This window comes from Streptomyces sp. NPDC051976, assembly GCF_040680795.1.
Lineage (GTDB): Bacteria > Actinomycetota > Actinomycetes > Streptomycetales > Streptomycetaceae > Actinacidiphila.
Genome location: NZ_JBFAXL010000049.1, coordinates 25294 through 51704, shown reverse-complemented (window position 1 = coordinate 51704; position 26411 = coordinate 25294). Strand labels below are relative to the sequence as shown.

The 26411-nt window shown below is 73.6% G+C and carries 22 protein-coding genes; 10 read left to right on the top strand and 12 right to left on the bottom strand.

The window, feature by feature from the left end; all coding sequences use genetic code 11:
* The first annotated feature begins 99 nt into the window (after window positions 1–99).
* Together AB0M29_RS34465 and AB0M29_RS34460 are read left to right on the top strand one after the other, a co-directional pair.
* Window positions 100–390 carry a DUF2530 domain-containing protein gene (locus AB0M29_RS34465; RefSeq protein ID WP_365390106.1) on the top strand — a complete coding sequence of 97 codons (291 nt, stop codon included), beginning with the start codon at window positions 100–102 and terminating at the stop codon, window positions 388–390.
* A gap of 66 nt (window positions 391–456) precedes the next feature.
* The gene (locus AB0M29_RS34460; protein WP_365390104.1) at window positions 457–2853 is read left to right on the top strand and encodes an HAD-IC family P-type ATPase; all 2397 of its coding nucleotides are present in this window, start codon (window positions 457–459) and stop codon (window positions 2851–2853) included.
* 55 nt (window positions 2854–2908) lie between these two features.
* Here the strand turns inward: AB0M29_RS34460 and AB0M29_RS34455 are convergent, their stop codons facing one another.
* The 4 genes from AB0M29_RS34455 to AB0M29_RS34440 all read right to left on the bottom strand — a co-directional run bounded on the left by AB0M29_RS34455 (window position 2909) and on the right by AB0M29_RS34440 (window position 9733).
* Window positions 2909–6106 (bottom strand): molecular chaperone Hsp90, encoded by a 3198-nt coding sequence (locus AB0M29_RS34455; protein WP_365390102.1) that lies wholly within the window; start codon window positions 6104–6106, stop codon window positions 2909–2911.
* 141 nt (window positions 6107–6247) lie between these two features.
* Window positions 6248–7498, bottom strand: a complete 1251-nt coding sequence (locus AB0M29_RS34450; RefSeq protein WP_365390100.1) for an FG-GAP-like repeat-containing protein — start codon at window positions 7496–7498, stop codon at window positions 6248–6250.
* Window positions 7499–7554: 56 nt separating this feature from the next.
* A complete protein-coding gene (locus tag AB0M29_RS34445) occupies window positions 7555–8748 on the bottom strand; it encodes an FG-GAP-like repeat-containing protein (protein WP_365390098.1) in 1194 nt (397 codons plus the stop codon).
* 127 nt (window positions 8749–8875) lie between these two features.
* Window positions 8876–9733: a DUF3027 domain-containing protein gene (locus AB0M29_RS34440; RefSeq protein WP_365390095.1), complete on the bottom strand. Its 858-nt coding sequence runs from the start codon at window positions 9731–9733 to the stop codon at window positions 8876–8878.
* Between the two features lie 324 nt (window positions 9734–10057).
* Between AB0M29_RS34440 and AB0M29_RS34435 the strand changes: the two genes are divergently transcribed.
* The 4 genes from AB0M29_RS34435 (at window position 10058) to AB0M29_RS34420 (ending at window position 13650) form a co-directional block, all read left to right on the top strand.
* Window positions 10058–11368, top strand: a complete 1311-nt coding sequence (locus AB0M29_RS34435; RefSeq protein WP_365390142.1) for an MFS transporter — start codon at window positions 10058–10060, stop codon at window positions 11366–11368.
* A 153-nt stretch (window positions 11369–11521) separates the two neighbouring features.
* Window positions 11522–12016, top strand: a complete 495-nt coding sequence (locus AB0M29_RS34430) for a hypothetical protein (protein ID WP_365390093.1) — start codon at window positions 11522–11524, stop codon at window positions 12014–12016.
* Between the two features lie 28 nt (window positions 12017–12044).
* The gene (locus AB0M29_RS34425; protein ID WP_365390090.1) at window positions 12045–12797 is read left to right on the top strand and encodes a futalosine hydrolase; all 753 of its coding nucleotides are present in this window, start codon (window positions 12045–12047) and stop codon (window positions 12795–12797) included.
* On the top strand, window positions 12787–13650 hold the full coding sequence (locus AB0M29_RS34420) for a 1,4-dihydroxy-6-naphthoate synthase (RefSeq protein WP_365390088.1): 864 nt from the start codon (window positions 12787–12789) through the stop codon (window positions 13648–13650). Before AB0M29_RS34425 ends, AB0M29_RS34420 begins: the two co-directional genes overlap by 11 nt.
* A gap of 124 nt (window positions 13651–13774) precedes the next feature.
* On the opposite strand, the gene AB0M29_RS34415 is transcribed toward AB0M29_RS34420, so the two are convergent.
* On the bottom strand, window positions 13775–14158 hold the full coding sequence (locus AB0M29_RS34415; RefSeq protein WP_033173507.1) for a cold-shock protein: 384 nt from the start codon (window positions 14156–14158) through the stop codon (window positions 13775–13777).
* Between the two features lie 172 nt (window positions 14159–14330).
* Between AB0M29_RS34415 and AB0M29_RS34410 the strand changes: the two genes are divergently transcribed.
* A complete protein-coding gene (locus AB0M29_RS34410) occupies window positions 14331–14558 on the top strand; it encodes a hypothetical protein (RefSeq protein WP_365390140.1) in 228 nt (75 codons plus the stop codon).
* 45 nt (window positions 14559–14603) lie between these two features.
* Here AB0M29_RS34410 and AB0M29_RS34405 read toward each other — a convergent pair whose 3' ends face one another.
* Together AB0M29_RS34405 and AB0M29_RS34400 are read right to left on the bottom strand one after the other, a co-directional pair.
* Window positions 14604–15263 (bottom strand): haloacid dehalogenase-like hydrolase, encoded by a 660-nt coding sequence (locus AB0M29_RS34405; protein WP_365390084.1) that lies wholly within the window; start codon window positions 15261–15263, stop codon window positions 14604–14606.
* A 41-nt stretch (window positions 15264–15304) separates the two neighbouring features.
* The gene (locus AB0M29_RS34400; protein WP_365390081.1) at window positions 15305–16306 is read right to left on the bottom strand and encodes a hypothetical protein; all 1002 of its coding nucleotides are present in this window, start codon (window positions 16304–16306) and stop codon (window positions 15305–15307) included.
* Between the two features lie 168 nt (window positions 16307–16474).
* Between AB0M29_RS34400 and AB0M29_RS34395 the strand changes: the two genes are divergently transcribed.
* Entirely contained in the window at window positions 16475–18994 is a 2520-nt protein-coding gene (locus AB0M29_RS34395; protein ID WP_365390079.1) for a helicase-associated domain-containing protein, read from the top strand.
* A gap of 20 nt (window positions 18995–19014) precedes the next feature.
* On the opposite strand, the gene AB0M29_RS34390 is transcribed toward AB0M29_RS34395, so the two are convergent.
* From AB0M29_RS34390 to AB0M29_RS34380, 3 genes are all read right to left on the bottom strand, one after another.
* Window positions 19015–19593 carry a Uma2 family endonuclease gene (locus AB0M29_RS34390; protein WP_365390076.1) on the bottom strand — a complete coding sequence of 193 codons (579 nt, stop codon included), beginning with the start codon at window positions 19591–19593 and terminating at the stop codon, window positions 19015–19017.
* 71 nt (window positions 19594–19664) lie between these two features.
* The gene (locus AB0M29_RS34385; RefSeq protein WP_365390074.1) at window positions 19665–20468 is read right to left on the bottom strand and encodes a VanZ family protein; all 804 of its coding nucleotides are present in this window, start codon (window positions 20466–20468) and stop codon (window positions 19665–19667) included.
* Between the two features lie 145 nt (window positions 20469–20613).
* Entirely contained in the window at window positions 20614–21390 is a 777-nt protein-coding gene (locus AB0M29_RS34380; RefSeq protein WP_365390072.1) for an LPXTG cell wall anchor domain-containing protein, read from the bottom strand.
* 184 nt (window positions 21391–21574) lie between these two features.
* Between AB0M29_RS34380 and AB0M29_RS34375 the strand changes: the two genes are divergently transcribed.
* On the top strand, window positions 21575–23227 hold the full coding sequence (locus AB0M29_RS34375; protein WP_365390069.1) for a DNA repair helicase XPB: 1653 nt from the start codon (window positions 21575–21577) through the stop codon (window positions 23225–23227).
* A 34-nt stretch (window positions 23228–23261) separates the two neighbouring features.
* Here the strand turns inward: AB0M29_RS34375 and AB0M29_RS34370 are convergent, their stop codons facing one another.
* Together AB0M29_RS34370 and AB0M29_RS34365 are read right to left on the bottom strand one after the other, a co-directional pair.
* Window positions 23262–23786 carry a hypothetical protein gene (locus AB0M29_RS34370; protein WP_365390067.1) on the bottom strand — a complete coding sequence of 175 codons (525 nt, stop codon included), beginning with the start codon at window positions 23784–23786 and terminating at the stop codon, window positions 23262–23264.
* A gap of 81 nt (window positions 23787–23867) precedes the next feature.
* A complete protein-coding gene (locus AB0M29_RS34365; RefSeq protein WP_365390066.1) occupies window positions 23868–24038 on the bottom strand; it encodes a hypothetical protein in 171 nt (56 codons plus the stop codon).
* Window positions 24039–24320: 282 nt separating this feature from the next.
* Between AB0M29_RS34365 and AB0M29_RS34360 the strand changes: the two genes are divergently transcribed.
* Window positions 24321–26408, top strand: coding sequence for a UvrD-helicase domain-containing protein (locus tag AB0M29_RS34360; protein WP_365390064.1), 2088 nt, complete (start codon window positions 24321–24323; stop codon window positions 26406–26408).
* Window positions 26409–26411 lie beyond the last annotated feature (3 nt).

Sequence of the window (26411 nt, the reverse complement as noted above, 5' to 3'; positions counted from 1 at the left end):
CAGCAGGTCCCACGCCATCTCCGCGCGTAGACCCCGGCGAGCCCCGGCAGTTCCCGGCCGCCGCTCCCCCGCCGGGACCGGCGGCATAGCATGTCCCCCATGAGCGAGTGGACGACCAGGCGCGAGGCTCCCGAGCCACTGGAGGCGAACGACGTCGCGACCGTGACGGTCGGCACGATCGTCTGGTTCGCGCTCTTCCTGGTGCAGCTCCCCTTCTACGGCTGGTACTCCGACCACGGCCACACCTGGTGGATCTGGACCTGCCTGGCCGGAGCGGGGCTCGGCCTGATCGGCCTGAAGTACACCACCGCCCGGCGCGCCGCCATCCGGCGAGCGGAGGCCCAGCGCGCCGCCGACGCCGGCGAGGCCCAGGCGCCGGTCACCGACTGACCCGGGCAGAACGGGCAGAGCAGGCAGAACGGGTGAAGACGCCCGGTGCCACGTACCGTCGGAGCCATGACGGAACGCACGGACACCGACGTCGTCACGGGCAGTCCCGGACTGACCGGCGCTGAGGTCGCCGAGCGCGTCGCGCGCGGCGAGGTCAACGACGTACCCGTGCGCTCGTCCCGGTCCACCCGCGAGATCGTCCGGGCCAACGTCTTCACCCGGTTCAACGCGATCATCGGCGTGCTCTTCCTGGTCATCCTGGTGGTCGGACCGATCCAGGACGGTCTCTTCGGCTTCGTCATCGTCGCCAACACCGCGATCGGCATCGTCCAGGAGCTGCGGGCCAAGCGGACCCTCGACAGCCTGGCGGTCATCGGCGAGGCCAAGCCGACCGTGCGCCGCGAGGGCGAGGCGGCCGAGATCTCGACCTCGGAGATCGTCCTCGGCGACCTGATCGAGCTGGGCCCGGGCGACAAGGTGGTCGTGGACGGCGAGATCGTCGAGGCGGACGGGCTGGAGATCGACGAGTCGCTGCTCACCGGCGAGGCCGACCCCGTGCTCAAGCGGCCGGGCGACCCGGCGATGTCCGGCAGCTTCGTGGTGGCGGGCGGCGGCGCGTTCACCGCCACCAAGGTCGGGCGCGAGGCGTACGCGGCGCAGCTCGCCGAGGAGGCGTCCCGCTTCACCCTGGTCAACTCCGAGCTGCGCAACGGCATCAGCCAGATCCTGAAGTACGTCACCTGGATGATGGTGCCGACCGCGGTGGGCCTGATCATCAGCCAGTTCACGGTGGAGAGCCACGACGCGCGCGAGGCGGTACGGCGCACCGTGGGCGGGATCGTGCCGATGGTGCCCGAGGGGCTGGTGCTGCTGACCTCGGTGGCGTTCGCGATCGGGGTGATCCGGCTCGGCCGCAAGCAGTGCCTGGTCCAGGAGCTGCCCGCGATCGAGGGGCTGGCCCGGGTGGACGTGGTCTGCCTCGACAAGACCGGCACCCTCACCGAGGGCGGCATGGACGTGGCCGACCTGCGCATGCTCGACGGCGCCGACCCGCAGTACGTCGCCCGCGCGCTCACCGCGCTCGGCGGCTCCGACCCGCGCCCCAACGCCAGCCTCCAGGCGATCATCGACGCCTATCCCCCGTCGGCGGCGGGCGGGGACGCCGGGAGCGACGGCTGGCGGTGCACCGAGGCGCTGCCGTTCAGCTCCGCCCGCAAGTACAGCGGCGCGGCCTTCAACGAGCCGGATGGCACCAGCAGTACGTGGCTGCTCGGCGCTCCTGACGTGCTGCTGCCCACCGGGCACGCCTCACTCGCCGAGATCGACCAGCTCAACGACGAGGGCCTGCGGGTGCTGCTGCTGGCCCGTACCGAGGCGCCGCTGGGCGACGCGCGGGCGGCCGCCGCGGTCAGCCCGTACGCGCTCGTCGTCCTGGAGCAGCGGCTGCGGCCCGACGCCGGCGACACCCTGCGCTACTTCGCCGAGCAGGAGGTGCACGCCAAGGTCATCTCCGGGGACAACGCGGTCTCGGTCGGCGCGGTCGCGGGAAAGCTGGGGCTGCCCGGGGCGCAGGCGCCGGTGGACGCCCGCCACCTGCCCGCGGACCGGGACGAGATGGCCGGGGTGCTGGAGGCCGGCGCCGTCTTCGGTCGGGTCACCCCGCAGCAGAAGCGCGACATGGTCGGCGCGCTCCAGTCCCGCGGGCACAACGTGGCGATGACCGGCGACGGCGTCAACGACGTCCTGGCGCTCAAGGACGCCGACATCGGGGTCTCGATGGGCTCGGGGTCCGAGGCGACCCGGGCCGTCGCCCAGATCGTGCTGCTCGACAACAGCTTCGCCACCCTGCCCTCGGTGGTCGCCGAGGGCCGCCGGGTGATCGGCAACATCACCCGGGTCGCCACGCTGTTCCTCACCAAGACCGTCTACTCGGTGCTGCTGGCGGTGCTGGTGGTGTGCTGGCAGGTGCCGTATCCGTTCCTGCCGCGGCATCTGACCCTGCTGTCCACGCTCACCATCGGCGTCCCGGCCTTCTTCCTGGCGCTGGCGCCCAACAAGGAGCGCGCCAGACCGCACTTCGTCCGGCGCGTGATGCGCTACGCCACCCCCGCCGGGCTGATCTGCGGGACCGCCGCGATGCTGTCGTATCTGCTGGCCCGGCACCACTACACCGGCAGTGGGTCGCTGGACGCGGAGACCAGCGCGGCGACGCTGACGCTGTTCCTGACGGAGCTGTGGGTGCTGGCGATCGTCGCCAGGCCCTACACCTGGTGGCGGATCGCGCTGGTGCTGGCGATGGGGCTCGGCTTCCTGATCGTGCTGGTCACCCCGTGGCTGCAGAGCTTCTTCGCCCTGAAGCTGTCGGGGATGGAGGGCCCCTGGACGGCGGTGGTCATCGCGGTGGTGGGCGCGGTGCTGCTGGAGTTCGTCTGGGCGTGGGTGCGGCGGCGCGACACCGACTGACGCGCCGCACGCCACCCACCGACACGCCCAACGCCCGCGCGCCCCCACGCGGCCGTCAGTCGAACCAGCGGTCCCTGGCCAGCTCCTCCGTCCGGGACGGGTCCTCCAGCAGCGCGGCGAGCTCGAAGCGCCGCTCCCAGTGGCCCGCGGCCCAGGCGAGCCCGGCCGCGACGCCTTCGACGGTCGAGGCGTGCAGCACACCGTCCTGGTAGCGCCAGTCGACCTCGATGTCGCCGGTGACCAGCAGTTCCTCGTGCTCGATGTAGGAGACAGGTGCGGCCGGGAGGAGTTCGCGGACCGCGGCGGTCACCTCGTGCGGCTCGCCCTCGGAGACCACCTCGGCGGTGACGGCGTCGCTGAGGCGGCGGACCTGGAACAGCTCGGCGAGTTCGGCGGCCAGCCGCGGCGGTACGGGCAGCAGCGCGCGCCCGTCGGCCAGCGGCAGCAGGTCGGGGGCGTCCGCGACCAGCGCGTCGGCGGCGTCCACCACTTCGGGACGGCCGTCGACGACGACCCGCAACTCGTCGGGGAGGGTGACCTGTTCGGGGTCGAGTACGGCCAGCGCCGCGTACAGCCGGTGCAGTTGGGCGGGGGTGACCGGCCGGTCGGGGTCGGCGAGCCGGGCCAGCAGTTCGGCGGCGCCGCCGGGTTCGTCGAGCAGCGCGCGTACCGAGGTGCGCACCCCCAGCGCCCGCAGCACCTGCTCGTCCACGGCGGTGTCGGTCTCGGCCTCGTCGTAGAGCCCGGCGAGCAGCGGGTCGCCGCCCGCGGCGCGCAGGCCGACCGGGCGGCGGCCGTCCAGCACCGGGTGGTCGCGCAGCCACCAGGCGGTGTACGGGCGTACGGACTCGGTGGTGCCGTCGGGCAGCAGCACCCGCAGCGGGGCGGCGATCGCGTCGCGCAGCGGCGGGCGGGAGAGCAGGGCGAGGGCCTGCGGCCAGGCGTCGTCGTCGACCATGTCGAGGTCGCGCACCCCGATGACCTCGGTGGCCACCGGGGGGACATCGGACTCGGGGAGCTGGTCGAGGACGTCCTCGCACCACACGTCGACCGCGTCGAGCAGGCCGATGTCGTCGGGCTCGGCCCAGTCGCTGTCGCGCGGTTCGAGGTCGTCGGGGTCGAGGACCACGTCGGCGGCGCGGACCAGCGCGAAGGTGGCGAGCACACCGACGGCGGTGAGCGGCTGTTCGCCCCAGCGGTCGGCCAGTTCGGCGTCCACGGCGGCCAGTTCGCCCTCGCGCAGGACGGCTTCCAGCGGGCTGCCGGGGAGCACCAGCTCGCCGGCGGGGGCGAGTTCGCCGTCCTCGTCGGGCAGCGCGAGCGCGGCGAGCCACGGCTCGTCGCCGGGGGCGAGACCGGCCGCGCGGGCCAGGCCCAGCACGGTCTCGGCGAGTTCGTCGGCGTCCAGGGTGCTCTCGTCGTCCCAGGCGCCGCCCTCGTCGTCGAGGGAGGCGGCGACGGCTGCCCTGACCTGCGGGGAGGTGAGGATGGCGCGGGGTGTGGCGGGGGCGGCGCCCAGCTTCTCCAGCAGCGGGTGCGCGGCGTCGGGGTGGGCGACGCGCAGGCCGAGCCGGGTCAGCGCGGCGGCGTCCACGGCGGCGTCGGTCTCTCCCGCGACCGGCAGCAGCACCTGGCGCGGGCCGACCACCGTACGGCCGTCGGCAAGCGGTACGGGCAGGCCGCTGAGCACGTCGGCGTCGGTGCCCGCGAGGGCGTCGTAGAGCCGCCACCACCAGTCGGCGGGGCGTTCGGTGCCCGACAGGCGGTCGACGGCGTCGGCGAGGGTGAGCCGGGCGACGCCGAGCTGACGCAGCGCGGGGCGGCGTTCCAGGGCGGCGGGGACGAGGGTGGGCAGCACTTCGGCGAGTACCCGGACCGCCTCCGCGGTCGCGCCCTCCACCACCTCGGCCTCGACCGGGCGCAGCGCCCGCACCTGGTCGGCCAGCAGCGCGCCACCGTCCCAGTCGGTCCCGGTGCCGCCGCCGTCCGCGGCGGTGTCGCCGCCGGGGGCGGGCTGCGCGGCGCGCGGCAGGAACGGGGTGCGGGGCAGCGCGGCGAGCACCCGGCGGCGCAGTTCGGCGTCCAGTTCGCCCTTGCCGAGCGGGCCGGGGACGAGGTCCACCACCCCGGCGCAGACCGGCCGCCAGGCGGCGAGCAGCCGGACGTACGACTCGGCGGCGCGCTCCAGCAGGAAGTCGGTGAGCGGCCCGGGCGCGGCGTGCCGCCGGGTCGGGTCGAGCGGGAAGGAGGCGAGCAGCAGCGCGGGCAGGCCCAGCGGCTCGTCGGTCGGGGTCGGGGCGTGCACGACGGCGGCGGTGCGCGGGGCGGCCGGGGCGCCGTCCTTGTCGACCGGTACGGCCCAGGTGACCGACCAGACCGGGCGCAGCCGCTCCTCCACCGGGCGGTCGGCGAGCAGCTCGGCGGCAAGGTCGCCGGCCGCGGAGTCCACCCGCCAGCGGGCCGGGTCGCTACGGGCGCTGTCGGTGATCTCGACGTCGCCGTCGGGGAGTTGGCGGCGCGTCAGGGTCCGTACGCCGGACGGCGTGTCGATCACGACCTCGGACAGCCCCGGCAGGGCGAGCAGCAACGCGTCGTCCACAGCCGCGAGCAGACGGGCCGTCAGATCCTCGGCGGCGCCGTCGCGCAGCGGCAGCACGACGGCGGTGTCGTACGTCTCGGGCGCGCGCCCCTCGGCGGGGAACGGCAGTCGCAGCAGCGGCACATGGCCGTCCCGGCGCCGCAACTCGTCCGCCAGGCCGGGGACTTCGGCGGCCAGCGCGCGGGCCTCGTTGAGCGACCAGCGCACGCCGCCCGACCGGCTGACCACCGCGGGCTCGTCGCTGACCGCGAGTACGGCGGCGAAGCCGACGCCGAAGCGGCCGACCGAGGCCGGGCCGTCGTCGCGCTTGGCGGAGGCGCGCAGCGTCGACAGGGACTCCACCGCGGCGGCGTCCAGCGGGGCGCCGGTGTTCGCGGCGGCCAGCAGCGACGGGTCGCCGTCGGTGCCCTCGTGCAGCGTCAGCCGCAGGCGGCCCGGCACTCCGGCGCGGACGGCGGCGTCCGCCGCGTTCTGCGCCAGTTCCACCACGAGCCGGTCGCGGTAGCCGCCGAGCGCGAGATCCTCCTCGGCGTTGGCGTCCTCGCGGAAGCGGGCTGCGGACACCGACCAGGCGGTCAGTACCCCGTGGCGCAGCGCCGTGGTGCCGAAGGCGTCGGTGCTGCCCTCCGTCGGTCGGATCCCTGCGCGGTTCACGGTCGGCCCCTCCACTCCTCGGCCCCGGTCAGGGCCCTGCACCGTGACCGTACCGCCATTGGGACACCCCTCGCGCGCTGGGCGAGGCCCGGTCGCGCGAGGGGTTCCCGAGGTCGGTGGCAGGAATGTGACGCAGAGAGGTCAGAAGGCCCAGACGTATCCGGCGCCGTCCCATGGCATGTCGGCCATCGGGTTGGAGAACTTCCCGTTGCCGAGGCCCTGGTAGTAGTACGACTGGCCGGGAAAACCGCGGTCGAAGTCGCTGACGCCGTCGCCCGTGATGTCGCCGGTGGCGAAGAGCTGCTGGTCGGAGGGCCAGCTCGCGCTGAACTTGGTGCGGGCGCCGAACCAGCCCCTGCCGTTGCCCGGGTAGAGCCACAGGCCGCGGGCGGAGTCCCGGGCGATGAGGTCCGACTTCCCGTCGCCGTTGACGTCACCGACGCCCAGCAGCGCGTTCATCCCGCTCCAGCCGCCGCCGATCTTGACGCGGGGCGCGAACCAGCCGTGGCCGTTGCCCGGGTACAGCCACAGCACACCGGCGGAGTCGACGGCGACCAGATCCCGCCTGCCGTCCCCGTTGAGGTCACCGACGGCCGCCAGCTGCCGCATGGAGTTCCAGCCGCCGCCGACCTTCACCCGCGGCGCGAACCAGCCCTTGCCGTTGCCGGGGTACAGCCACAGCACACCGTTCTTGTCCCGGGCGAAGACGTCCTCCTTGCCGTCGCCGTTGTAGTCGCCGTGCCGCACCAGCTTGGTCATGGAGTCCCAGCCGGCCCCGATCAGATGGCCCTTGTCGTCCCCCGGCAGGAACCACAGCTTGCCGCCGTACGCCCGCTCCAGCAGGTCGGGACGGCCGTCGCCGTTCAGGTCGCCGAACTGGGCTGCCGCGGGCAGACCGGACGGGCGCGAGTCGGGCCGGTACCAGTCCATGTACGGGGTGCCGTAGCTCAGCTCGAAGTCGGAGTGGGCGATGCGGATGGAGCTGAAGACGTTGTCGAGCTCGGAGAAGGAGAAGTTCAGGTCGATGGCGCCGTTGTACGGGGACACGTACAGCGAACCGACGTGCTGTGTCGTGTAGTTGGGGCCGTCGAGCAGGGAGATGTACAGGCCCGTGTTGTTGACCAGTGACGAGATCCGGTTGTCCCACCAGCCGAGCGTGGGCTGACTGGTGGAGAAGGTGGCCATCTGGCCGCCGAAGTCGGGGGACTGGAAGACGCAGAACTTCCCGGCGGGGCAGCGCGAGGAGGGGTCGTACGTCGAGGCGGTGGCGGTCGGCGCGCCCGCGAGCAGGGTCGCGGTCAGCGCGGCGGCGCCGCCCAGCGCCGCGGCGGCCTTCCAGCGGGCGCGGGCGCGGAAGGGGGCCAGTCGCCGCAGCAGCGAGGAAATCGGCATCGGTGCACTCCGGAGGTGGAGAGGAGGAGAGGAGAAGGTGAGGGGCCGGACGCGGCTCAGAACCCGAACTGCCGGTCGCGGGCCATGCCTTGCTGCGACGGCGCCCTGAGCGGGCCGGTGGAGGTGCCGGGGTAGACGTAGACCTCGTTGTCCTTGGAGTGGGCCACGATGTCGGGCAGGCCGTCCCCGGTGGCGTCGCCGATGCCGTAGATCTCCTGCATGGAGTTCCAGCCGCCGGTGCCGATCTTGACGCGGGTGGCGAACCAGCCACGGCCGTTGCCGAGGTAGAGCCACAGCCTGCCCGCGCTGTCGCGCGCCACGAGGTCGTTCTTGCCGTTGTGGTTGAGATCGCCGGAGCCGACCAGCGCGGTCATCGAGTTCCACCCGCCGCCGATCCGCAGGCGGGCGCCGAACCAGCCCTTGCCGTTGCCCGGGTAGAGCCACAGCACACCGCTGGTGTCCGCGGCGACCAGATCGCCCTTGCCGTCGCCGTTGAGGTCACCGGTGGCGACCAGCATCCGCATGCTGTTCCAGCCGCCGCCGACCTCCACCCGGGGCGCGAACCAGCCCTTGCCGTTGCCGGGGTAGAGCCAGAGCACGCCGTCGCGGTCGCGGGCGAAGACGTCCTCCTTGCCGTCGCCGTTGTAGTCGCCGTGCCGGACCAGCTTGGTCATGACGTTCCAGCCGCCGCCGATCCGCACACCGCCGCCGTTGCCGGGCAGGAAGCACAGCAGGCCGTCCTGGCTGCGGGAGATCTCGTCCGCGATGCCGTCGCCGTTCAGGTCGCCGAAGTGACCGTTGGCGGGAAGGTTCGCGGGGCGCTTGCGGATGTCGTTGCCCCAGAACGGGAAGTCGCGGTTGCTGCCGCAGTCGTACCCGTCCGTGGTGAACTCCACCGAGCTGATGGCGTTGTCCAGTTGGGGCATCGGGCTCTCGTCGTACGAGATCTCCCCCGAGTACTCGATGTCCTCGGGAGACTCGCCGCCCTGGTAGTCCGGTGCGGCGTACAGGCACATCGCCAGGTCGGTGAAGTTGGCGAGCGAGGTGATGCGGTTGTCCCAGCTGCCCAGCGTGGCGCGGTCGCCGGTGATGACGGTCATGGCGCCGGTGCCGCGGGGGCCGTCGAAGACGCATGCCCTGCCCCAGGCGCACCGGTCGTAGCCGGTCGCGGCATGGGCCGTCCCGGCAGCGGTCAGCAGCCCGGCGGTGACGGCCGCGGCCGTGAAGAAAGCGCGTACGGAGAAACGCACGTAACCCCCCCAATTGAGTACGGTGCGCGAAGTGATGGCGAACAGCTCGTGAAGAGCAGGCGCATACTAGCCCCGGTCAACCGTCACACCCGCCAGCGGGGGGCGGATCAGGAGTGGTCAGGTCGCCTCAGGAGTGGCCGAGCTCCTCCGCCGGCTCCTCCTCCTCGACCGAGCCGTGCCGGTCGGGGTGCAGCGCCATCGGCTCCGCCTCGTTCATCTCGTCGAGGACCATCGGCGGCGGGGTCGGCGTCTTCGGCATGATCGCGGCCTCGGAGTGGCCGCCGCAGCCGTAGGAGAGCGAGACCAGGCGGCCGTCGGCGGGCGCGAACTCGTTGGCGCAGACGCCGAACGCCTGGCTCAGCGAGCCCGCGATGGGCACCAGGAAGCCGCAGCTCACACAGTTGGCCGGGGCGGCCTGTGCCATCGGGGTCTTCGCGCCGAACTGCTCCTCCCAGCGGTCGGCGGCGGTGTGCAGCCCGAAGCGGGAGAGCACCCGGGGCCGCCCCATGCCGATCTCGGCGGCGACGGCGCTGATCGTGGCGGGCGCGGGCACCACCATGTCCTCCGGGTCCACCTCCGCGTCGCCGCCGGGGAAGGGCTCCTCGTCCTCGCCCGTCCAGCCCGGCTCCAGGCGCAGGTCGTCGGCCTCCGTGGGCAGCAGGTCGCCGGGGCCCATGTCGCCGGGGCGCAGCCGGTCGCTCCACGGCACCCATTCGGGCGCGAGCACCGCGTCGCTGCCGGGCACCAGCACCGTCTCGTCGATGGTGATGTTCTTGGCGCGCGAGGCCCGGGTCAGGGTGGTCGCCCACCGCCAGCCGCGGTAGGCGGGTTCCTTGCAGGCGAAGAAGTGCGTCACGACCCGGTCGCCCTCGGCGATGACGCCCAGGTGCTCCCCGACCGACTGTGGCCCGGCCGCCTCCTCGGTCACGGCTAGCGCGACAGCGACCGCCTCGGCGCACAGGCGGTCAGGGGTACGGCTTCGCATCGCAGCACTCACAGAAATCGTTTCTCTCTCTACGCCGTCTCACGTGTGCGCCGCGACGCGACTGACCCGAGGGGGAAAACCTTGGCGGAGCGGACCTGCGGACCGCTTCGACGCCTCCGTTGACTGCCTTCGTGGCCTGCCCGAGCGTCTTCGGGCGCACCTGTTGTCACCCATTCTGCGCGATCGCACGCTACCTGTGCGCATCGCGAGCGCAAAGGAGGGGGTGCGTGCTCTTCCGATTGGGGCAGGATTGCCTTCGTGGCACGAACCGTGACCTCGGGCCCTGGGCCCGTGCGCAAGGCCGGACGCGCCCTCGCGAGTGGCGTGGGGCGGTCCGGCGGAGCTGTGCGCCGCCGCGTCCGGCGGACGACACACGCGGGGGGTGCGGGCGAGTCGGGGCTGGCGAAACTCATCGAGTTGCACGCGGTGAACTCGGCCGGCGACATGCTGATCACGCTGGCGCTCGCCAGCACCGTGTTCTTCTCGGTCCCCACCGGCCAGGCCCGCGGCCGGGTGGCGCTCTACCTGCTGGTGACGATGGCGCCCTTCGCGCTGCTGGCGCCGGTGATCGGCCCGCTGCTCGACCGGCTCGGGCACGGCCGCCGGGTGGCCATGGCCTGCGCGATGCTGGCCCGCGCGGTGCTGGCCTGGACGATGGCCGGGGTGATCACCACCGCGGGTCTCGGCCTGTATCCGGCGGCGCTCGGCGTGCTGGTGGCGTCGAAGGCGTACGGCGTGCTGCGCAGCGCGGTGGTGCCACGCCTGCTCCCGGGCAGAACCACGCTCGTCAAGGCCAACTCGCGGGTCACTCTCGCGGGTCTGCTCGCGACGGCCATCGCGGCGCCGGTCGGTGCCGGGCTGCATGTGATCGGGCCGCAGTGGCCGCTCTACGGGGCCTTCGTGGTCTTCGTCGTCGGCGCGCTGCTGTCGATGTCCCTGCCGCAGAAGGTGGACTCGGCACGCGGTGAGAGCCGGGTGCGGCTGTCGGCCGACGAGGAGGCGCCGCCCGAGCCCGCGGGCATCCCGGGCAAGCGGCCGAGCCTGCTGGGCGTCGGCTCGTCGGTGCTGCACGCCCTGCAGGGCAACTCGGGGCTGCGCGCGCTGTCCGGCTTCCTGACGATGTTCCTGGCGTTCCTGCTGCGCGAGCACCCGCTGAACGGGCTGACCCCGGCGATGTCGCTGGGCGTGGTCGCGATCGCGGCGGGCGTCGGAAACGCGCTCGGTACGGCGCTCGGGGCGATGCTCAGGGCCCGCGGCCCCGAGATCATCATCGCGGGCGCGCTGGTCTGCTCGCTGACGGTGACCACGCTCGCGGCCACCTGGTACGGGTTGTTCACCGTCGCCGGGGCCGCGGCCATAGCGGGCGTCGGACAGGCGCTGGCGAAGCTGTCGCTGGACGCGCTGATCCAGCGCGATGTGCCGGAGTCGGTGCGGACCTCGGCCTTCGCCCGCTCGGAGACCGCCCTGCAGCTGTCCTGGGTGGTCGGCGGCGGCCTGGGGATAGTGATGCCGCTGAACGGCCCGCTCGGGCTGCTGGTGGGCGCCAGTCTGGTGCTGGTCGCGTTCCTGGCGTCGGTACGCGGACTGCTGGGCGCGGCCCGGCGCGGCAGCACGGCCCGCGCGCGGGTGGCGTAATCCTGCTCACTCGCGCCCGGGTGGCGTAGGGCCCGGCAGTCCCGCCCGCGGCTCGCGCCCGGCCTGAGCCGCAGGTGGGCGCGGGGCCGCCCGGGCGGGGACACGTCGCACCCCCGCGCAGCCCGGGGGCGGCCGCCCGGTAGCCTCACCCCCATGAGCATTCGCCGCGCTGCCACCACCCTCGGTGCCCTCTCCCTCGGGCTCGTCGCCCTCACCGCCTGCGACAAGCCGACCCCGCTGGCGACAGTGACCGTGGGCACCCGGTCCGTGACCGCGGAGGCCGTGAACAAGTGCTACGACAACGGCAAGAAGCTGCCGGACGTGGCGTTCCAGGCGTGCCTGGCGGCCGCCCCGAAGGAGCACCACATCACGGTGGGCCTGGGCGACAAGGTGCGCATCGGCGTGGACCCGAAGCTCGCCAAGAAGGGCTGGCTGATCGCCAACGGCAGCCAGCTCGTCACGCCCGAGCTGCTCAAGGACACGACCTACTGGACGCTGGACAGCGGCGCGCTCTTCAACCAGCAGGACCCGCAGACGGGTGGCACCAACACGGTGAAGGACGTCACGCTGAACATCGTCGAGTCCGGCGACCTCACCGGCCGCGACACCTACGGCATCTGGAAGATCAAGCTGATCCGCGGCAACTGACGGACGGCAGTTGATGGAAGGTCCGGCGATGGAAGGTCCGGCCCCCGTGCCCGCCCACCCGCACCCGCACTCGCAGGCGCCCGCCCACCGGCCCGCGCCGCGCCCGCCCGCGCGGCTGCTGGTGGTGACCGCGGTTCCCGCGGAGTGCGACGCGGTGACCGCGGCGGGCCTGCGGGAGGCGGGGCTGCCGGACGCCGATGTGATCGTCGCCGGGATCGGCCCGGCCGCCGCCGCGGCGGGTACGGCGACCGCGCTGGCGCTGGCCGAGGCGGCCGGGAAACCGTACGGCCTGGTGGTCTCCGCGGGGATCGCGGGCGGCTTCTGGCCGGTCGCGCCGGTCGGCCATGTGACGGTCGCCGAGACGATCGTGGCGGCGGACCTGGGCGTGGCCACGGACGACGGCTTCGTACCGGTCGCCGAGCTGGGCTTCGGCACCTCCGAGCACCGGCCGCCCGCGCGGCTGAGCCGGGGCGTGGCCCGCGCGCTGGGAGCGGCGTACGGCCCGGTGCTGACGGTCTCCACCATCACCGGCACCGCCGAGGGGGCCGCCGAGCTGACCCGGCGTCATCCGAACGCGGTCGCCGAGGCGATGGAGGGTTTCGGGGTGGCCGAGGCGGCGGCGGCGCGCGGCCTGCCGGCGCTGGAGATCCGTACGGTGTCGAACACGGTCGGCCCCCGGGACCGGGCGGCCTGGCGGATCGAGGACGCGCTGTCGGCGCTCACGACGGCTTTCGGGAAGCTCCCGGCCGCTCTGGAGGTTGAGGCAGGACATGACGACTGACGACGCCGCGGACGCGGTGCGGATCGCGTACTCACCCTGCCCCAACGACACGTTCGTCTTCCACGCCTGGGCGCACGGCCTGGTGCCCGACGCGCCCCCGCTGGACGTGACGTTCGCGGACATCGACCTCACCAACGGGATGGCCGAGCGCGGCGAGTTCGACGTCCTGAAGGTCTCCTACGCGGTGCTGCCGTGGGTGCTCGACGAGTACGCGCTGCTGCCCTGCGGCGGCGCGCTGGGCCGCGGCTGCGGCCCGCTGGTGCTGACGCGCGAGCCCGGCGAGGGGGCGGACCTGCGCGGGAAGACGGTCGCGGTGCCGAGCGAGCGCTCCACCGCGTATCTGCTCTTCCGGCTGTGGGCGGCGAGCGAGGTGCCGGGCGGGGTCGGCGAGGTCGTGGTGCTGCCGTTCCACGAGATCATGCCCGCGGTACGGGACGGCCGGGTCGACGCCGGGCTGGTGATCCACGAGGCGCGCTTCACCTACCGCGACTACGGCCTGCACAAGCTCGCGGACATGGGCGAGCACTGGGAGCAGACCACCGGGCTGCCGATCCCGCTGGGCGCGATCATCGCCAAGCGCTCGCTGGGCAAGGAGCGGCTGGAGGCGCTCGCCGCCGCGGCCCGCGCCTCGGTGCGGCAGGCGTGGGACGACCCGGAGGCGTCGCGCGGCTATGTGCTGGCGCACTCCCAGGAGATGGACCCGGCGGTCGCGGACCAGCACATCGGGCTGTACGTCAACGAGTTCACCGCCGACCTCGGCCCCGATGGCTACGCCGCCGTCCGCGGACTCCTCACCCGGGCCGCCGCCGAGGGACTGGTCCCGCCACTCGGCGCGAACGCGCTCGCATTCTGACCGGAATTCACCGTCGGCCTTCACCGACCGGTTCTCCGCACGGATCTCCGCGCCGCTTTACCGGAGCTGACTCCTCCGGTAAAGCGGGGTCAAAAAGCGCTGCCGGTCCTACGGCCGTCAAACGTCACACATCGAGCTGGTCGGCGACCACCCGCAGCACGGAGGCGATCTTGTGGCCGTGCGCCTTGTCCGGATACCGCCCTCGCTGGAGGGAGCGGGCCACGTCTTCGAGGAGCGTGGTGAGGTCCTGCACGATGGGCAGCAGCTCGTCGGGCTTGCGGCGCTGGGCCGCGGCGACCGAGGGGGCGGGGTCGAGAAGGGTCACGGAAAGCGCCTGGTCACCGCGTTGGCCCGCGACGACGCCGAACTCCACGCGCTGGCCGGGCTTGAGGGCGGCGACTCCGTCAGGGAGCACGGACGAGTGCACGAAGACGTCGCCGCCGTCATCGCGGGAGAGAAAGCCGAAGCCCTTCTCACTGTTGAACCACTTCACCTTGCCGGTAGGCACGTCCGACGACCTCGTCCTCATTGCTCGAAACGACTCCGAATAAGACTTCAGCGGGTCCACCGAGACCCGCTGGCACCAGGCTAATGGCCTGGTGCTGTGTGACAAGACGCCAAGGTCCCGTTCCTGTGCGTCCCCTGAACGGATCTACCCTTGTCCGGTGAGCAAACAAACCATGGCCGCCGGTGACCTCCTGGTGCGGATCGGCGCGATCGTCTTCCTCGTGGGCGCCGTCGGCACTCTGGCGACGGTGGCGCCGCTGCTGCTGGGCACCCACACCCTGCCGACGCCCGCGTACTTCGTGTCGATGCTGATGGGAGTGGGGCTGGCCATCGCGCTGTGCGGGCTGCTGCGGTCGGCGCTGGCGCAGCGGCAGAGCACGCGCGAGCACGTCCGCTCCTGACGGCGGCCGGGTCCGGCCGGCCTCCGGGGCCGGCCGGTCCGCGGCTCAGGCCGCCGCGGCGCTGTGGGCGGCGAACCAGGCGGGGAACTCGGTGAGGTCCCGCAGTACGACGTCGGCGCCCGCCGCGCGCAGTTCCGCTGCGTCGCACGGCCCGGTGGCGACCGCCACGGAGAGCGCACCCGCCGTACGGGCGCCCCGCACGTCGCCGACGTGGTCGCCGACGTAGACCGAGACGCCGTACTCGATCAGCGCCTCCGCCTTCGCCTCGGCCCACAGCCAGCCGCGTACCTCGGCCTCGATGCCGACGTGGCTCAGGTGCAGTTCCGCGTTGGGCGCGAACTTGGCGGTGACCACCACGGCCCGTCCCCCGGCCGCGCGGACCGCCGCCACCGCCTCGGCCGCGCCCGGCATCGCGGGCGTCGGGGCGATCGCGTGCTCGGGGTACAGGGCGCGGTACAGGTCCCCCATCTCCGCCACCCGCTCCGCCGGGAACCAGTTCGCCAGCTCCTCGTCCAGCGGCGGCCCCAGCCGCGTCACCGCCAGCGCCGAGTCAATGAACACCCCCGTCTCCGCGGCCAGCCGGTCATAGACCGCCTTGATCCCCGGCCGCGAGTCGATCAGCGTCATATCCAGGTCGAACCCCACGGTCAGCGGCACTGCGGCGGACTGGTCGGCATCAACGCGATAGGTGGTCACACCACCCATTCTCACCCGGCGGCGCAAGGGGCCGGCCCCGGGGGCGCCGCCTACGCCGGGCGGCGGCTGCGCCAGAGGAGGTAGAGGGCGGAGGCGACGGCGGCGACGCGGACGGTGGTGGGGTAGGCGTCCTGGATGGCGTGGCCCATCTGGCCCTGGGCGATGGGGGTGCTCCATTTGCCCGCGTCGCGGCCCCAGAGCCAGACCATCATGCCGCCGGCGGCCATGCCGGGGATGCCCAGGACGGCGAACTTGGCCTGGGTGCGGGTGAGCCCGCGGGAGAGGTAGGCGGCGAGCCAGCCGAGGCCCAGCGGTATCCAGGAGCCGATCGCGGCGCCCGCGACCAGCAGGGCGGCGGCGAGCAGCAGCAGCGGGCTGCCCCAGGTCATCGTGCGGGCCCCGCGGCGGCGGGGCAGCAGGCGGCGGCGCTGCCGCGGCTCCTCGGCGGCGGCGTCCTCCTCCGCGTCCTCGGCCGCCTGGTCGTACACCTCCTCCTGCCGCGCCCGCCGTGCCTTCGGTACGGCGGGCCCTTCGTCGTCGTCGGCCTCGGCGAGCTCCTCGTCGTCGAAGGGGATGAAGACGCCGCCGGTCATCCCGGGCAGCCCGGCCAGCTCGTCGCCCGCGCGGGGGCGGCCGTCGCGCGGGCCGACCCGCCACCAGTCGGGGTCGGCCTCCGCGCTCTTGTCCCGGCCGGACCCGGCCTTCGCCCCGCCCGCGCCCTTGGCCCCGCCCTTCGGCACCTTCGCGTACGGGCCGTACGGCCCCTCGGTGGCCGTCGGCGAGGCGCCGCTCGACGGGGCGCCCGCGCCCGCCCCGGCACCGCTTCCCTGGCCGGACCCCGCCGCCGCCTCCACCACCTCGTCCGGGCTGCCGATCCGGCCGAGAATGCGACGTACGGCGGCCGGATTGTCGTTCCCGCCCCGCTCGCGGTCGATGTCGGTACGGAGCTGGGCCACCAGGCGCATCCGCTGCGCGGCGGGCAGGGCCGTCTGCGCCAGGTCCCCGACCCGGCTCAGGTAGTCGAACACCAACTGGTCGCTCTCGACGCCCACCGCCAAGCCCCCTTCTCGCGCCCGCCGTTGGCCCGCACCGGCCCGCGTCCTGTCCCTCAGCCGACCGTACCCGGCGACGCCGACACCTGTCGCCATCCCGCACCCGGGCGCGGATTTTCGATCCCCGCCCACTCGGGGTACTTCCCCAGGACCGCTAATGTGGGACGGATGACGACCGGAGGCACCGGCGGCGGCACCGCCCCGCGCACCCTCGCGGAGGACCTGCGCGGCCGAGACGACGACGCGCTGGCCCTCCTCCTGCGTGCCCGGCCCGACCTGCTCTCCCCCGTACCCAACGACCTCACCCAGCTCGCCACCCGTGCCTCCACCCGCACCTCGGTGGTCCGCGCCTTCGAACACCTCGACCGCTTCTCCCAGCAGGTCGCGGAAGCCCTCGCGGTGTCGCCCGACGGCTGCTCGCACTCGGCGCTGACCGCCCTGATGACGGGCACGGACGCCACGGGCGCCGCCGGCACCGAACCGCTGGAGGCCGCGCTCGCCGCCGCCGTCGCGGGCGCGCTGCCCGGTGCGGTGGCGGAGCTGCGGGCCCAGGCGCTGGTGTGGGGCGGCGAGGACCGGCTACGGCTGGTCCGTACGGCCAGGGACCTGCTGGCGCCCGCCGCGAGCGTGCCGTCGGCGACCGGCCTCGGCCCGTCCGTCGCCGAGGCCACCGTGGGCATGTCGCCCGCGCGGCTGCAGGAGATCGTCGCGGACGCGGGGCTGGCCGCGACCCATGACCCGATGAGCGCGATCGAGGCGCTGGCCGGGCTCTTCGCCGACGGCGCGGGGCTGGCGGCGCTGCTGGCCGCCGCGCCGGACGGCACCCGGGCGGTGCTCGACCGGCTGGTGTGGGGGCCGCCGTACGGCGAGGTGCGGGACGCGACCGTGCCGGTGCGGGCGGCGGACGCCGCCACTCCGGTGCAGTGGCTGATGGCCCGCGGCCTGCTGCTGCCCGCGGGCCCGCACAATGTGCTGCTGCCCCGGGAGGCCGCGCTGAGCCTGCGCGGCGGCCGGGCGCACCGCCACCCGGAGCCGCTCGCGCCGTACGTCGACGCGGTGCCCCGTACCGCGAAGACCGTCGACGCCACGGCCGCGGGCCAGGCGTTCGGCGCCGTGCGCACGGTCGGCGAACTGCTCAAGGAGTGGGAGACCGGCGGCCCCGTCGTCCTGCGCGCGGGCGGCATCAGCCGCCGCGACCTGAAGCGCACCGCGACCGCCCTCGACCTGAGCGACGAGCAGACCGCCTTCTGGCTGGAACTCGCCTACGCCGCCGGTCTGATCGCCAGTGACGGCGAGGTGGACGAGGCGTACGCGCCCACGCCCGCCGCCGACGAGTGGCTGCTGCTGCCCGCCGCCCGGCAGTGGACCGCGCTGGCCACCGCCTGGCTCACCGCGACCCGCACCGCCGCGCTGGTCGGCACCCGGGACGCCAAGGGCCGCGTGCTGTCCGCGCTCGGCCCCGACCTCGACCGCTCCCTCGCCCCGCAGGTGCGGCTGCGGGCACTGCGCCTCCTCGCCGACCTGCCGCCCGGTTCCGCCGCGGGCCGGGAGCAGCTGCTGGCCCGGCTGCGCTGGGAGCGCCCGCTGCGGCAGGGCGGCGACGCGCTCCGCGCCGACCTGCTCGGCTGGACCCTGGCGGACGCCGAGACGCTGGGCCTGACCGGCCGCGGCGCGCTCGCCGCGCACGCCCGCCCGCTGCTGGACCCGGGAGTGACCGACCCGCTGGCGGTCGGGGCCGCCGCGACCCTGCTGACGCCGCTGCTGCCCGAGCCGCTCGACCACGTCCTGCTGCAGGCCGACCTGACGGCGGTGGCGCCCGGCCCGCTGAGGGCGCCGCTCGCCGAGACCCTGGGCGTGCTCGCCGACATCGAGTCCAAGGGCGGCGCGACGGTCTACCGCTTCACCCCGGAGTCGGTGCGCCGCGCCCTGGACGCGGGCCGTTCCGCCGCCGAGCTGCAGGCGTTCCTCACCGCCCACTCCCGCACCCCGGTACCGCAGCCGCTCAGCTATCTGATCGACGACGTGGCGCGGCGGCACGGCACACTGCGGGTCGGCGCGGCCGCCGCGTATCTGCGCTGCGACGACGACTCGCTGCTCACCGAACTGCTCGCCGACCGCCGGGCGAACGGCCTGGGGCTGCGCCGCCTCGCGCCGACCGTGGTCGCCGCCCAGGCCGACCCGTCGACGCTGCTGGAGCGGCTGCGGGCGATGGGGCTGGCCCCCGCGGCCGAGTCCGCGGACGGCGATGTGGTGATCACCCGGGCCGACGCGCGCCGCACCCCGCCGCGGGCCGCGCCCGTGCCCGTCACCGAGGGCCCGCCCGTGCCGCACGGCCCGCTGCTGGGCGCCGCGGTCAAGGCGATCCGCGCGGGCGACCGCGCCGCCACCGCCGTACGCCGCTCCCCCGAGTCGAACGGCGGGGACACCGCAGCCGACGGCGCCGCCCGCGGCCTGCCGCGTTCGCCCGCCGCCGACACGCTGGCCACCATGCAGGCCGCCGTGCTGACCGGCGAGTCCCTGTGGATCGGATACGTGAACGCCGACGGCGCCGCCAGCCAGCGCGTCATCGCCCCGGTCCGGGTCGAGGGCGGCTACGTCACCGCGTACGACCACACCACCGACGAGGTGCGCACCTTCGCCCTGCACCGCATCACAGGCGTCTCCGAACTGGCCGACGACCCGGCCTGACCTCCGCGACTCCGCGCAGCTCAGCCCCGCGCCCTGACCAGCTCGCCCGGGTCGATCTCCACGGAGAACGGCTTCTCGACGAGCGTGCGGCGCCCGGCCTCGGCCACCACCCGGTCGACGTACCGCCCAGCCTCCAGCTCGGCCACGACCAGCATGGGCGCGGGAACCAGCTCGAACCGCCACAGGTGCTCGATCCCGGCCTCCGCGTAATACGGAGGCTTGAGCAGCCGGTCGACCCGCCGTCCGTTCGAGGAAGGCGAGACGATCTCGACGACCATGAGCACGGCCTCGGCATCGCAGGTGACGGGGTCCTCGGCGGCCGCGGCGGCGTCGACCACGGCGATGTCCGGGATGAACAGCCCGTCGGGCAGGACGACGTTCACCGCCTCCAGAACCTCAAAGGGCGCCCCGGCTGCTTGGATCGCCGCGTCGATGAGCATGGCCAGGCGAAGCGACGCCCGCTGGTGCTTGAATCCCGGTGCCGGCGACATGAGCAGTGCATCCCCCATCAGTTCCCGCCGCTGTCCGCGGTCCTCACCCAACGCCAGCACCTGCTCTATGGTCCACGGCCCGTAGTGGTCTTCGTGCGCAACGCTCATGTCGCCACCTCCTCCTCGGAAGTCGTCACTCACAGTGTGGCATCCCCCACCGACATCGGTCCCGGCTTCCCTTACGGCGACTTCTGGAACCGGTGCCACCAGTGCTCGCGCCGCGGGTGGAGGGCGCGGCCGAGACGGAGGCCCAGCAGCACGTAGCCGATCAGGGCGCCCAGGGTGTTGAGGATGACGTCGTCGATGTCGAAGGCCCGGCCCTCGACGAGGAGGCCCTGCGCGGTCTCGACCATCACCATCACCAGCGCGGTGACCCCCGCGACCCGCAGCAGCCCGCGGAACTTGGGGAAGAGCATCGGCAGCAGGATGCCGAACGGCACGCCGAGCAGGATGTTGCCGCCGATCTGCTTCACCGTGTCGCGCAGCGCGGGCTGGTCGAGATAGGTGCGGATCGAGTCGCCCGGCCGCAGGTTGGTGTGGATCAGGTCGTCGGACGCCGGTGACGGCACCAGGGTCGCCTTCGCCAGCGCCACCGCGAACCCGACCATGCAGACGAACGCGACCGCCAGTACGGCGGCCCGCGCCAGCGTCGACCCCCAGGTACGCCGCTGGAGCACGGGCTCGGACTCGCGCGCGGGGGCGGGTACGGGCTCGGGCGCGGGTGCGGCTCGGGGTCTGGGCTTCGGCTTGGTGGTCCTGGCCTTGATCGTGGTCCCGGTCCTGGACCGGGGTTTGGCGTCGGCCTTCGGCTTCGGTCGCGGTTTCGGCTTGGGCTTCGCCTTGGTGTCGGCGGCCTTGGCCTTCGGTTTCGGTTTCGGCTTGGGTTTCGCCTGCGCCTTGGTCGTCGGCTTCGGCTTCACCGTGGGCTCGGGCGTCGGCCTGCCCGTCAGTGCGGCTCGTAGCCGCGCCGCTCGCACCGCCATGAGTCGGTCCCCCTCGCTGGGCACTGTTCATGGCGCCGCCTACCCGGGACCGGCCGCCGTACGCCGAGGTACGACGCGGGCGGCCGGAACCGGACACCGGGGAGCGGAGGTTCTCAGCCGCTCCCCGGTTCGGGACTGGCTGTGCCTAGCTGTGCCGCCCGCGGCGCCGGGACAGGGCGACGAGCAGCCCGCCCGCTCCGAGGACGCCGGCCGCGGAGGCCGCGATCCACCCGACCTGCGCACCCGTGTGCGGCAGGTGCGGCCGCGGCGAGTGCGTCGGGTGCGTGGGCGGGGTGTGCGTCGGATGGGTCGGCGGCGTATGCGTCGGGTGCGTCGGCGGCGTATGCGTCGGGTGCGTGGGCGGGGTGTGCGTCGGATGCGTCGGCGGCGTGTGGGTCGGATGCGTCGGCGGCGTGTGCGTGGGGTGCGTCGGCGGGGTGTGCGTCGGATGGGTGGGCGGGGTGTGGGTCGGATGCGTCGGCGGCGTGTGCGTGGGGTGCGTCGGCGGCGTATGCGTCGGGTGCGTCGGCGGGGTGTGCGTGGGGTGCGTCGGCGGCGTATGGGTCGGGTGCGTCGGCGGCGTATGCGTGGGATGCGTCGGCGGGGTGTGCGGCGGCTTGGTGTGGTGCGTCGGCGGGGTGTGCGGCGGCTTGGTGTGGTGGGTCGGGGGGCAGCTCGTCGTGCTCATGCTGGGCGACGGCCAGCCGGTGTCCGGCTGCGAGGGGGCGGGCCACCCCGTGTCCGAGTAGTGGGTGTCGCCGTTTCCGCCCTCGTCGGCGGCACCGGCCGCGGAACCGGGGAGCAGGAAACCGGCCACGGCGATGACCGCCGCGGCCGCGACGGCGGTGGACGCGGCGACAGCTCGCCGTGTCCCCCGCCGGGGCGGTGGGTCAGTGGGGGGTTGCGTCTGCTGGTGATCCATACGGCACAGAAAACATCAAATACGACGAATTGCCGCGAGCGCCACGATCAGGTGTCGCGAAGGTTCGCACGGATGGCGAACACGGAGGGCGCAAGGCGGAGCCGGTCGAGTGACGTCCGACACCGGGTCGTGCCCGCCATCCGACGTACAATTCTCTGTTCGGTCCCATCAGCGGAGGTAATGCGTGTCCTGTCTGATCGTTCAGAGCGACAAAACGCTCCTCCTGGAAGTCGACCACGAGCAGGCCGACGCCTGCCGCCGGGCCATCGCCCCCTTCGCGGAGCTGGAGCGGGCCCCCGAGCACATCCACACCTACCGGTTGACGCCGCTCGGCCTGTGGAACGCGCGAGCCGCGGGCCATGACGCCGAGCAGGTGGTCGATGCCCTGGTGGAGTACAGCCGCTACCCCGTCCCGCACGCGCTGCTGGTCGACGTGGCCGAGACGATGGACCGCTACGGGCGGCTGCGGCTGAGCAAGGACCCGGCGCACGGCCTGGTGCTCACCACCACCGACCGGCCGGTGCTGGAGGAGATCCTCCGCTCCAAGAAGATCATCCCGCTGGTGGGCGCGCGGATCGACCCGGACACGGTGGCCGTGCACCCCTCGGAGCGCGGCCAGATCAAGCAGGTGCTGCTGAAGCTCGGCTGGCCCGCGGAGGACTTCGCCGGGTACGTGGACGGCGAGGCGCACCCGATCGAGCTGCGCGAGGACGACTGGGCGCTGCGCCCGTACCAGCGGCAGGCCGTCGAGAACTTCTGGCACGGCGGTTCCGGCGTGGTCGTGCTGCCCTGCGGCGCGGGCAAGACGCTGGTCGGCGCGGGCGCCATGGCCGAGGCGAAGGCGACCACGCTGATCCTCGTCACCAACACCGTCTCGGCCCGGCAGTGGAAGCACGAGCTGGTGAAGCGGACCTCGCTGACCGAGGAGGAGATCGGCGAGTACAGCGGCACCCGCAAGGAGATCCGCCCGGTCACCATCGCCACCTACCAGGTGCTGACGACCAAGCGGAAGGGCGTCTATGCACACCTGGAGCTGTTCGACTCCCGCGACTGGGGCCTGATCCTCTACGACGAGGTGCATCTGCTGCCCGCGCCGGTCTTCAAGTTCACCGCCGACCTGCAGGCCAGGCGGCGGCTCGGGCTGACCGCGACGCTGGTGCGCGAGGACGGCCGCGAGTCGGACGTCTTCTCGCTGATCGGGCCCAAGCGGTTCGACGCGCCCTGGAAGGAGATCGAGGCGCAGGGCTACATCGCGCCGGCCGACTGCGTCGAGGTCCGGGTCAATCTGACCGACTCCGAGCGGCTGTCGTACGCGACCGCCGAGCCGGAGGAGAAGTACCGGTACTGCGCCACCACCGCCACCAAGCGGCGGGTGACCGAGGCACTGGTCGCCAAGCACGCCGGGCAGCAGACGCTGGTGATCGGGCAGTACATCGACCAGCTCGACGAACTGGGCGAGCATCTGAACGCCCCGGTGATCAAGGGCGAGACGTCGAACGCGCAGCGCGAGAAGCTGTTCGACGCCTTCAGGAACGGCGAGATCTCGGTGCTGGTGGTGTCGAAGGTCGCCAACTTCTCCATCGACCTGCCCGAGGCGACCGTCGCCATCCAGGTCTCGGGCACCTTCGGCTCGCGCCAGGAGGAGGCACAGCGCCTCGGCCGGGTCCTGCGCCCGAAGGCGGACGGCCACGAGGCCCGCTTCTACTCGGTGGTCGCCCGCGACACCATCGACCAGGACTTCGCCGCCCACCGGCAGCGCTTCCTGGCCGAGCAGGGCTACGCCTACCGGATCGTCGACGCCGACGACCTGCTGACGGGCGCCGGCGAGGACATCTAGCGGGCGGCCCGCCCGGTGGCACGCCCCGGCGCCGTCAGTTCGGCGCCGGGAGGTGGAAGTAGAGCATCAGGGTGGTGGCGGCCAGAAGCGGGGAAGCGGCCGCCACCACCAGCCGGGCCGCCCGGTAGCTGCGGCGCCAGGGCAGCGCCCAGGAGACGCCGAGTGCGACCACGGCCGCGAACAGCACGCAGGGCGCGGTGAGCAGTGCGCGGTTCAGCGCCTGGCAGCCGTCCGGGGTGCAGGAGTCCGTGGCCATCGGCGAGAACATCATGATCAGGCCGCAGAAGGCGATCAGCGGCGCCGCGAGGACGGTCGCGATCAGCGGTCCGACGAAGGCGTGGGCGTCGTGGCCGGGCCCGCGCCCGAAGGAACCGGGGCCGGGCGGGATGACGCGGCCGCGGACGGGAGCGTCGTACGGGCCGGGGCCGTAGGAAGGCCCGGGGCCCGGGGACAGCCGCTGCGGGCCGCCGTGCTGCCACTCGTGTGGGCGAGCGGGGCCGTAGGGGTCCCGCGACTGGTACGCCGCGTGCTGCGTGCCGTAGGAGCTCCGCCTGGTCATGGCACCTATTCAACGGCTCTGGCCGTGGTGCCCAAAAGCGGCGGGATACTCACATCGGGTGGTGCGGGATACTCAGCGCGCTCAGTACCGCTTGCCCTCGCTGCCCAGCAGCACCACGTCCACAGCGGTCCTGGCGAAGACGCGGACCGCACGCAGAGTGCTGCCGAGCAGGTGGCGGGAGTGGTCGGGGCGGGCACCGAGAGCGGTGCCGCCGTGGACGGTGGGACCTGGGGGAACGGTGGTGGTGGTCATGTATCCACCGTACGAAATCCCCCGTTCGGCCGACGTCCGGCTGAGGGCGTAACTCTCACGCAGCGTGTCCGCCTCTGGGCTGACGTCCGACCCTGACAAGGGCATCAGGGTCGCCCCCTAGACGGGTCGGAAATCCATTCGCGGCCCCCGCCGAGGCGGCGTATGATCGCCCGTCTTGCCGCCTCCCTTCGGGAGTGCCGCCGACCGGACGGAAACCGGCCGGCTCGTCGTCCTCGCGACGACCACCCTGCGTACGTCCACGTATCAGCCGGAGGCAAAGCCGTGCCCTCGCACGCCCCGAAGCACGACCCGCACCAAGCGGCGCAAGACCCGCGGGACCCCCTCCAACGGGAGCGCGACCACCTGTCCTCGTCCCGGACCGCGCTGCGCGCGATGCGCCACGACGTGGAGTCCCTCGACATCTCCGACGTCACCGGGAACTGGGTCAACGCCCGGATCCTCGCCGCCGAGATCGACGGCCGGATCAAGGCACTGGCCGACCTCGCCGACACCCCGCTCTTCTTCGGCCGCCTCGACTACCTGCACGCGCCGGGCAGCGAGCTGGCCGAGGGCGCGGCGGGCGAGCAGTTCTACATCGGCCGCCGCCATGTGCACGACGCCGACGGCGACCCGATGGTGATCGACTGGCGGGCGCCGGTCTCGCAGCCGTTCTACCGCGCCTCGCGCACCGAGCCGCTGGACGTACGGCTGCGCCGCCGGTTCGGGTACACCGGCGGTGACCTGACCGCCTACGAGGACGAGCACCTGTCGGACCCGGCCGAGGCCGAGACGTCCAGCAGGCTGCTGCAGTCCGAGATCGAGCGGCCGCGCGTGGGCCCGATGCGCGACATCGTGGCGACCATCCAGCCCGAGCAGGACGAGATCGTCCGCGCGGGCGTCACCGGCACCGTCTGCGTGCAGGGAGGTCCCGGCACCGGCAAGACCGCCGTCGGCCTGCACCGGGTGGCGTATCTGCTGTACGCGCACCGCGAGCGGCTGGCCCGTACCGGCACCCTGGTCATCGGGCCGAACCGGTCCTTCCTGCAGTACATCGAGCAAGTGCTGCCCGCGCTGGGCGAGTTGCAGGTCAAGCAGGCGACCGTGGACGACCTGGTGGCGCATGTCGAGGTGCGGGGGACCGACTCGGCCGAGACCGCGCGGATCAAGGGCGACGCGCGGATGGCGGAGGTGCTGCGCCGGGCGGTGCGGTCGGGCATCGCGATGCCCACCGAGCCGGTGATGGTGGTGCGCGGCTCCCGGCGCTGGCGGGTACCCGCGTACGAACTGGAGGAGATCGTCCGCGAGTTGGCGGACCGCGACATCCGGTACGGGGCCGCGCACGACGCGCTGGCGCAGCGGATCGCGCACGCCGTCCTGGTCCAGATGGAGCGGGCGGGCGAGGCGCCGGACGACCGGGTGCAGGACGCGGTGGCGCGCACGCCCGCGGTGAAGGCGGCCGTCAAGGCGTGCTGGCCCGCGGTCGATCCGGCCAAGACGGTGCTGCGGCTGCTGTCGGACCCGGACTTCCTGGCCGCGGCGGCGGACGGGGTGCTGGACGCCGACGAGCAGAAGGCGCTGCTGTGGCAGAAGCCCGCGCGCGGGCTGGCCTCGGCGAAGTGGTCGGCCGCGGACGCGGTGCTGGTGGACGAGGCGCTCGATCTGGTGCAGCGGACGTCCTCACTGGGCCATGTGGTGCTGGACGAGGCGCAGGACCTGTCGCCGATGCAGTACCGGGCCGTCGGGCGGCGCTGCTCGACCGGTTCGGCGACCGTGCTCGGCGACCTCGCCCAGGGCACCACCCCGTGGGCCACCGGTTCGTGGCCCGAGGCCCTGGAGCACCTGGGCAAGCCGGAGGCCAGGGTCGAGGAGCTGACCCGCGGCTTCCGCGTACCGCACGAGGTCATCGCGTACGCCTCCCGGCTGCTGCCCTCGATCGCCCCGGGTCTGGCGCCCGCCACCTCGGTCCGTGAGTCGCCGGGCGCGCTGACGGTCGAGGCCGTGACGCCCGGGGAGCTGGACGCGGCCGTGCTGGCGGCCTGCGACGCCGCGCTCGGCAACGAAGGCTCGATCGGCCTGATCGCCGCCGACACGCGGATCCCCGCGCTTACCGAGGCGCTGGCGGCGGCCGGCGTCCGCCACCTCTCCCCCGGTGAGGAGACCTCGGCCGACGCCCGCCTCACCCTGGTCCCCGCCTCGCTGGCCAAGGGCCTGGAGTACGACTACGTGGTGCTGGACGACCCGGCCGCGATCGTCTCGGCCGAGCCCGACACCCGCACCGGCCTGCGCCGCCTCTACGTGGCGCTGACCCGCGCGGTCTCCGGCCTCGCGGTACTGCACTCGGCGCCGCTGCCGGAGGCGCTCGTGGAGTGAGGG